Source organism: Collinsella sp. LCP21S3_A3, from assembly GCF_052118905.1.
Lineage (GTDB): Bacteria > Actinomycetota > Coriobacteriia > Coriobacteriales > Coriobacteriaceae > Collinsella.
Window position 1 is genome coordinate 258596 of sequence record NZ_JBQKGH010000001.1, and the last position, 7676, is coordinate 266271.

Annotated in this window: 7 protein-coding genes; 1 reads left to right on the forward strand and 6 read right to left on the reverse strand. The window is 60.9% G+C overall.

What is annotated here, in order from left to right; translation table 11 throughout:
* Positions 1-36: 36 nt before the first annotated feature.
* From ACTQ0H_RS01180 to ACTQ0H_RS01205, 6 genes are all read right to left on the reverse strand, one after another.
* A complete protein-coding gene (locus ACTQ0H_RS01180) occupies positions 37-831 on the reverse strand; it encodes an ABC transporter ATP-binding protein (RefSeq protein WP_441538137.1) in 795 nt (264 codons plus the stop codon).
* Entirely contained in the window at positions 824-1747 is a 924-nt protein-coding gene (locus ACTQ0H_RS01185; RefSeq protein WP_427718394.1) for an ABC transporter permease, read from the reverse strand. The genes ACTQ0H_RS01180 and ACTQ0H_RS01185 overlap by 8 nt, the downstream gene beginning before the upstream one ends.
* 203 nt (positions 1748-1950) lie before the next feature.
* Positions 1951-2931 (reverse strand): ABC transporter substrate-binding protein, encoded by a 981-nt coding sequence (locus tag ACTQ0H_RS01190; protein ID WP_441547696.1) that lies wholly within the window; start codon positions 2929-2931, stop codon positions 1951-1953.
* Positions 2932-3089: 158 nt separating this feature from the next.
* Positions 3090-3878 carry a hypothetical protein gene (locus tag ACTQ0H_RS01195; protein ID WP_441547697.1) on the reverse strand — a complete coding sequence of 263 codons (789 nt, stop codon included), beginning with the start codon at positions 3876-3878 and terminating at the stop codon, positions 3090-3092.
* A 250-nt stretch (positions 3879-4128) separates the two neighbouring features.
* On the reverse strand, positions 4129-5532 hold the full coding sequence (gene asnS / locus ACTQ0H_RS01200) for an asparagine--tRNA ligase (RefSeq protein WP_427796158.1): 1404 nt from the start codon (positions 5530-5532) through the stop codon (positions 4129-4131).
* A gap of 178 nt (positions 5533-5710) precedes the next feature.
* Positions 5711-6274, reverse strand: coding sequence for a PTS sugar transporter subunit IIA (locus ACTQ0H_RS01205; RefSeq protein ID WP_441547698.1), 564 nt, complete (start codon positions 6272-6274; stop codon positions 5711-5713).
* A 246-nt stretch (positions 6275-6520) separates the two neighbouring features.
* Between ACTQ0H_RS01205 and ACTQ0H_RS01210 the strand changes: the two genes are divergently transcribed.
* The gene (locus tag ACTQ0H_RS01210; RefSeq protein WP_441547699.1) at positions 6521-7420 is read left to right on the forward strand and encodes an alpha/beta hydrolase; all 900 of its coding nucleotides are present in this window, start codon (positions 6521-6523) and stop codon (positions 7418-7420) included.
* Positions 7421-7676: the final 256 nt, after the last annotated feature.

Genomic DNA, 7676 nt, shown 5'->3' on the forward strand with positions numbered 1-7676 from the left:
AACCTGCCAAAATAAACCTGTCCCTTTTTGGTAGGTTTAGCTCAGCAGCATGCGGTCGTTGGCGAGCTCGCCGCCCGAGACCTCCTCGAACTTCTGAAGCAAGTCGGCCACGGTGAGCGATTTCTTCTCATCGCCCGTCACGTCGTAGATTACGTGGCCCTCGTGCATCATGATCAGGCGATTGCCCAGACGGATAGCGTCGTTCATGTTATGCGTGACCATGAGCGTGGTCAGGTGGTTCTCGTCGACGATTTCCTCGGTCAGATTGAGCACCTTAGAGGCCGTCTTGGGGTCGAGTGCCGCGGTATGCTCGTCGAGCAGCAGCAGGCGCGGCTTGGTGAGCGTGGCCATGAGCAGGGTGAGTGCCTGGCGCTGGCCGCCCGAGAGCAGGCCGACCTTGGCGTTGAGGCGCGTGTCCAGACCAAGGTCCAGGCGTTTGAGCAGCTTGACGTACTCGTCCTTCTCGGCCTTGGTGACGCCCCACGAAAGGCCGCGACGCTGGCCGCGACGCTTGGCGAGTGCCAGGTTCTCGGCAATTTGCATGTCGGCTGCGGTGCCGCGCATGGGGTCCTGGAACACGCGGCCCAGGTACTTGGCACGCTGCGACTCGCTCAGACGCGAGATGTCGGTGCCGTCGAGCTCGATAACGCCCGAATCGAGCGGATACACGCCGGCGATCATGTTGAGCAGCGTGGACTTGCCGGCGCCGTTGCCGCCAATCACGGTTACAAAGTCGCCATCGTTGAGGGTAAGGTCGACGCCGGTAAGAGCGCGCTTTTCGGTGACGGTGCCCTTGTTAAAGGTCTTCTTGACGTGCGAGAGCTTAAGCATCTGCCTCATCCCCCTTCGTGTAGGAGCTGCGGAGCTTATAGCGCTCCCAAACCACGGGCACGCATAGGGCCACGGCGACAATCACGGCGGAGAGCAGCTTCATGTCGTTGGCGTCCATGCCCAGCTGCAGCACGATGGCGCGGATGAGGAAGTACACCACGGAGCCAAAGACGGCGGAGGCAAGACGGACGCTAAACTGCGTGAGACCGCCGGGCAGCAGGCGGCCGAGCACCTCGCCGATAACAATGGCGGCGAGACCGATAACGATGGCGCCGGTGCCCATGCCAATGTCGGCGTACTTCTGGCTCTGGCAGATGAGCGCGCCCGAAAGGCCAATGAGGGCGTTGGAGAGCACGAGGGCGATCATCTTAGTGGAGTTGGTGTTGACGCCCAGGGCACGGATCATGTACTCGTTGTTGCCGGTGGCGCGCAGCGCCGAGCCGATCTCGGTGCCAAAGAACCAATACAGGATGGCAACGATAGCCACGGCGAGCAAGATGCCCAGGATGATGGCAACGGTGGACTGCGGCAGACCCGTCATATTGCTGACGGCCGAGAACACGGTGCCCTTGGCAAGGATAGGCGTGTTGGATTTGCCCATGATGCGCAGGTTGATGGACCACAGGCTGATCTGGGTGAGGATTCCGGCGAGGATCGCGGGAATCTCAAAGACGGTAGTCAGAATGCCCGTGACCGCGCCCGCAATGGCGCCGGCGCACATGCCGGCCAAAACGGCGAGCAACGGGTCGGCATTGTTGTTGACGATGAGCACGGCGCAGACGCAGCCGCCGAGGGCAAAGCTGCCGTCGCAGGTCATATCGGGGATGTCGAGCAGGCGGAACGTGATAAACACGCCAAGCACCATAATGCCCCAGAGGACACCCTGCGAAACGGCGCCCTGCAATGCAATGAGCATGCTTCATACCTCCTAGGATAGGGTGGACACGTGATTTTCCATAATAGCGGTACCAATGCATAAAAGAGCAGCGGACGGACATTTTGTTTTACCAAAAACAAGCAGGGCGAACGCCGGTCTTTAGCGTTCGCCCCAATGACTCAGATATTGAATAACGCAGCTATGGCGCAAGCGCGTGCCTAGCTGCGTTACCGCGCATGGCGCTACTCGTCTAGAGCGGAAAGGTCGATACCCAGGGCCTCGGCCATCTCGTCGTTCTTGACGACGACCAAATCCTTGCTTGGGAGGTGCTTGATCGGCATATCCTCGGGCTTGGCCTCGCCCTTCAGAATCTTAACGGCCATCTCGCCCGCGGCGTAGCCCAGGTCCTCATAGTTGATGGAAAGGGTGAACAGGCCGCCGGCCATGCACATGCCCTCCTCGCCGGTCACAAAGGGAAGCTTGTTCTCCTTGCAGATCTGACCGACCTGCGCAGCGCCCGCGGCGATGGTGTTGTCAGTGGGAGAGTAGAGCGCGTCGACCTTGCCCACGGCAGACTCGACGACGGACTGGATCTCGTTGGAGCTCGAGACGGTGAAATCGGTGTACTCCAGGCCCAGCTTGTCGAGTTCCTTCTTGGCGGCCTTGATCTGGACGTCGGAGTTGGACTCGGCGGTGCAGTAGAGCAGTCCGACCTTTTTAACGTCGGGCAGGACCTTCTGCATCATCTCGAGCTGCTCGGCGACCGGGGTGAGGTCGGAGGCGCCGGTGACGTTGGTGCCGGGCTTGTTGTTGTCTTGGACCAGGCCGGAGGCGGCGTAGTCGGTGATGGCGCAGCCCACGATGGGGATATCGGCCGTGGCGCCGGCGGCAGCCTGTGCGGCAGGCGTGGCGATGGCGTAGATCAAGTTGACGTTGTCGCCCACAAACTTGTCGGCGATGGACTTACACGTGGACTGGTCGTTCTGGGCGTTCTTCTGGTCGATCTTGACCTTGAGTCCGCTCTTCTTGATGGCCTTGACAAAGCCGTCGTTGGCGGCGTCGAGCGCGGAGTGCTCAGTGAGCTGCAGAACGCCGATGGTGTAGTCGGAACCGGCGGCTGCAGAGCCGGAACCAGAGTTGCCGCCGCATCCGGCGAGCGGGGCCAGTGCGAGCAGGCCGGCGGAGACCAGAAGGCTCCTGCGGCTGATGGTGATGTCGTTCATGTCATTACCCCCAGTATAGAAATTGCTGGAAACACTGCACTCAAACAAAGTGCAAGTGGGTCTATAGTAGCGCCGATGCCCATTTTTTCAACAACCTGTCGGGTTTTTTAATACTGAACCGGATGGACGGCGGGGGATTTGGCGGGCAACGGCAAGACTTAGGCGGCGGGCGCGGGCCGCTCCCCCTCGTCCAGCGCGGCAAAGAGCTTCTTGCCGTCGAGCAGGCGCGTGCTAACGTTTCTCATGCGGCCGACCTCGACGGTGCGTAGGGTGTCGTCGGAGCCGTGCTCGTCGACGACCGTTCCCAGCAGATACGAGACGCCGTCTCGCTGTTTGATGGCAAAAGGCCGAACGGTCATCCGCGTCACTTCGATCTTGTCATGTGTTGTGACGCTTGAAATGTCAAAGCTCACCGTGGTTCCGTGGTCGATGGCCCGCTCGATGAGCTCGCAGGTATCGATGCGTTTGGCGGGCGGTCGCGTGGTCTTGGCGGGTTTGCCTTCTGCGCTTGGTGCCGGCTCGGACGTATCGAGATAGCCGCGAACATCGGCGCTTGCCATGGCGACCAGATGGCGCGCTATGCTTTTCCTGGTCGCGATGGGTGTGGAGCGGTTGCGCATGACCATGCCATGGAGTCGAATGATTTCCTCGTCGGAGAGCGGTCGGGTGAGAAGTCGGTAGCCCGCGCCGCGCTTGTACTCAATCTCGTATCCGGCATGTCGCAGGGCGGAAATCGCGGTATGGATGCTGCGCCGCGCTGCCGAGATGGGCATGCGAGCGGGGTCGTCGGGATGGGCGAGGCGCTCGATCAGCTCATCGGGAGGAAGCGCTTTGTCCTCACCGGTATGCTCGCTTAAGAGTTGCAGGATGCGCACAGCGCGATAGGCTGCCATGGAAGCAGCACCCCTGGTCGTGGCCTCGTAGTTCTCAACAGCGGGTTTGGTCATTGCGTTCACGTCCTTTCCGTTTTTGGGTGATGACGCTACGGAGCCTAGGACACGGGGTTTGCTTAGGGGCACAGGGCACTCTGGGTGGTCGGTAGTCGTCGGCAAGCGGCGGGTCGAGTTTTCAACAGCCCTGATCAGCTGACCAAAAGCTTGACAAAAGCTTGACGGATGCTGTTGAAAAAAGCGCCCCTCGGCTTGCCGAGAGGCGCTGGTGCGACACGCTGTAACGCGCGGGACGGAGCTGTGGCGATTAGAAATCGGCGTTGCCCACGGTGCGGGGGTGCGGAAGGACGTCGCGGATGTTGCCCACGCCCGTCAGGTACATGACCAAACGCTCGAAGCCCAGGCCGTAGCCGGCGTGTTTGCAGGAACCGTAGCGGCGCAGGTCAAGGTAGTACTTGTACTGCTCGGGGGCCATGCCCAGGTCCTTGATGCGGGCCTCGAGCAGATCCAGGCGCTCCTCGCGCTGGGAGCCGCCGATAATCTCGCCGATACCGGGAACCAGGCAGTCGGCGGCGGCGACGGTCTTGCCGTCGTCGTTCATGCGCATGTAGAAGGCCTTGATCTCGGCCGGGTAGTCGGTCACAAAGGTCGGGCGCTTAAAGTGCTCCTCGGTCAGGAAGCGCTCGTGCTCGGTCTGCAGGTCGATGCCCCAGCTGACAGGATAGTCAAACTTGTGACCGGCGGCGACGGCCTGCTCCAGGATCTCGACGGCCTCGGTGTAGGTGACGCGGGCAAAGTCGGAGTTGGCCACGTGGTTCAGGCGCTCGATCAGGCCCTTGTCCACAAACTTGTTGAGCATGTTGAGCTCGTCGGGGCAAGTGGCCATAACGTCCTTAAGAACGTACTTGAGCATGGCCTCGGCGTTATCCATGTAGTCGTTCAGGTCGGCAAAGGCCATCTCGGGCTCGATCATCCAAAACTCGGCGGCGTGGCGCGTGGTGTTGGAGTTTTCGGCGCGGAAGGTGGGGCCAAAGGTGTACACGTCGCCAAAGGCCATGGCAAAGTTCTCGGCATTGAGCTGGCCGGACACGGTAAGGCTTGCATGCTTGCCAAAGAAGTCCTGGCTCCAGTCGACCTCTCCGGACTCGGTGAGAGGCGGATTTTTGGGGTCGAGCGTGGTCACGCGGAACATCTCGCCGGCGCCCTCGCAGTCACTCGTGGTGATGATGGGGGTGTTGACGTAGACAAAGCCCTGCTCCTGGAAGAAGCGGTGGATGGCGGCAGCCGCGACAGAGCGGATGCGGAACACGGCACGGAACAGGTTGGTGCGCGGGCGCAGGTGCTGCTGGGTACGCAGGAACTCGACGGTTGCGCGCTTCTTCTGCAGCGGGTAGTCCGGGGCGCTCGTGCCCTCTACCTCGATGGAGGTGGCAGAAAGCTCGAAAGGCTGGGGCGCATCGGGGGTCAGCTTGACGGTGCCGGTGCAAATGAGTGCAGCCGAGACGTTTTGGTGGGCGATTTCGTCGTAGTTGCCGAGCGTCTCGCGGTTCATGACGACCTGCAGGTCGCGGAAGCAGCTGCCGTCGTTGAGCGTGACGAAGCCAAAGTTCTTCATGTCGCGGACGGACTTGACCCAGCCGGCGACAGTGACGGTCTTGCCGCCGAGCGACTCGGCATCGGCATAGAGCTGCGCGATTTTGGTGCGGTTCACGTATCCTCCCATAACGGTTGAATGATAGTTATCCATACAGTTCGATATTCTAGCAGCTCGGCTCATTTGGGCTATACAGATAAGGCATTGACGGGACGGTTTTCAAACGAAAAGCGCCCGCGGCCAGATGGTCGTGGGCGCTTGCGTGTTGCCTATTGGCTGTACGGCGCAGGACTCGTTACTTGGTCTTGACCACCAGCAGCGGGTCGCCCAGCTTGACGAGCGGGTTGCCGGCGATAAGCGTTCCAGACTCGCCGACATGGTCGATGCTCTTAAGACGATCGAGCTCGGAGATGATGACGGTCACGATGTCCTCGTGGCCAGCGGCCTTAATGGCATCGCGGTCGAAACTGATGAGCGGCTGGCCTGCCTTGACCACATCGCCCATCTCGACAAAGCGGGCAAAACCCTTGCCGTTCATTTGCACGGTGCCCAGGCCGACATGGATGAACACGCGAAGGCCGTCCTCGGTGATCATGCCAATAGAGTGGTTGGTGACGGTGGTGGCGCCGATGCGGCCGTTAGCGGGCGCATAGATGGTGCCGGTGATGGGCTCGATGCCGTAGCCCTGGCCGAGCATACCCGAGGCGATGGTCTCGTCGGGAATCTCGTTTAGATTGACGAGCACACCGTTAACGGGAGCGTAGATGACGCCTTCGCGGGTGGCGAAGCTTGCTGCGGGCGGTACGGACGCCTCGCCCGACGAGTTGAACGTGGACTTGAGCGAATCGAGTAGACCCATAGATGCCTCCAACGTATCAAGTGCGCATGTAGCGCACGCGTAGTTTTGCCGGAAACGTTTCGTGTGTGTTACCGGCTCGGTCAGCGTCTCTATTTTACGCTGCTCAACGACGGCCCTGAGCTGGGATTATGTGATATATCAGTTGAAGGGAACTTATTGCGGATACGTTTCGATGCCGTGCGTCCAAGTGGGGTACGCTTGAAGGCGATACATAACGTGCGCACGAATCGCGCGAAGGGAGCATATATGATCGTCGAGAGCCATGCGCTGTGGGGCGAGGAGCCGACCGAGGAATATCCGGCGACGTTTACCTATATGGGGGCCGAACCGCTGCCCGGCAAGCCCAATGGTCGTCGCCCGGCAGTGATCATCTGCGGCGGAGGCGCGTTTACGCACATCGCTCCGCACGAGCAGGACCCGGTGGCGTTTGCATTTTTGGATCACGGGTACCAGGCCTTTGTTCTCAACTATGTCACGAGTGGCACGGGTGACGTGAGCTTTCCGCACCCCCAGGCAGATCTTGCCAAGATGGTCGCCACGGTTCGTGCGAATGCCGACGAGTGGCATGTCGATCCCAAGCGCGTGTGCGTTGTGGGCTTTTCGGCGGGCGGCATGATTTGCGCCTCGCTGGCAACGCAGTGGAAGACCGGCCCCTTCGCGGCACTTGCCGGGGCGCGTCCGGACGACATTCGTCCCGATGCCGTGGTGCTGGGCTATCCATTGCTCGACTTTGCCTATGTCCGCGACATGCAGACGCGCGACCCGCGCATCGACTTGCGCGTGCCCAAGACAGGTGGCAAGACGGGGCGCGATTTGCTCAACGACTACCTGTCGATAGTGACCGGCGGCGAGGCCACCGAAGAGCACCTGGCCGATATCTGCCCTACCACGCATGTTTCGCGTCAGATGCCCCCGACTTTTGTGTGGGGCGTGTCCGATGACAAAACGGCGCCGATCGCGCAGGTCTATCCGTTTGCTCAACGCATGGCCGAGGAGGGCGTCGCTTGCGAGATGCACGTCTTTGACCAAGGCGGTCACGGCCTTTCGCTCGGCAATGCCAATACCGCGGTCGACAACGAGGACAAACAGGTGGCGGTTCGCCCTTGGATTCGCCTAGCCTTCCGCTTCCTGGAGCGCCATCTGTAAGAGTAAGAGGGCCAGCCCCATCCCGTCCCTCATAACTTGCGGTGAAATAGTTCCTGTTTTTGCTGGTTAAAGCCCCAAACAGGAACTATTCCACCGCAACTTCGTTTTGATGCCCGGGCCGGAAACCGCGTCCCAGTTTTGCCCCGGGACTGCGGACAAAAAGTTGGACCGTTGAGGTCCGGAACGGAGTCCGCATGGCATACAGTAGGAGAATGGTGGAGAGGGCCAGGGCGCTTCGCGGCGCCGGGCTCACCGT